This window comes from Pseudomonas sp. HY13-MNA-CIBAN-0226 (assembly GCF_040310305.1).
Taxonomy (GTDB): domain Bacteria; phylum Pseudomonadota; class Gammaproteobacteria; order Pseudomonadales; family Pseudomonadaceae; genus Aquipseudomonas; species Aquipseudomonas gregormendelii.
Genome location: NZ_JBEOPS010000149.1, coordinates 1 through 288, shown reverse-complemented (window position 1 = coordinate 288; position 288 = coordinate 1). Strand labels below are relative to the sequence as shown.

Below are 288 nucleotides of genomic sequence, written 5' to 3'. Positions count from 1 at the left end.
ATCGCTATCGACAGGAGTTTTATCAAGTCACGCAAGCGATTGCTGGGGCAAACTCTCTACATAAGCGTGCGGCGGCTGATGTCACCAATGTCGAGGCGTTGTTACAGCTTGGCGACAATACCAATCCCGATGCCAATGACCAACACATCGTCAGGGTTGTCGATTGGTTGTTGCAGTATGCCTTTGAGCAACGCGCCAGTGATATTCATTTGGAGCCACGTCGCGAGACCGGAAAAGTGCGCTTTCGTATTGATGGCGTATTACACACCGTTTATGAGATGCCGCTGG

Annotated in this window: 1 protein-coding gene; it reads left to right on the top strand. The window is 51.0% G+C overall.

What is annotated here, in order from left to right; all coding sequences use genetic code 11:
- The coding region (locus tag AAEZ05_RS28165) for an ATPase, T2SS/T4P/T4SS family (protein WP_502947800.1) at window positions 1–288 on the top strand (288 nt) is incomplete at both ends.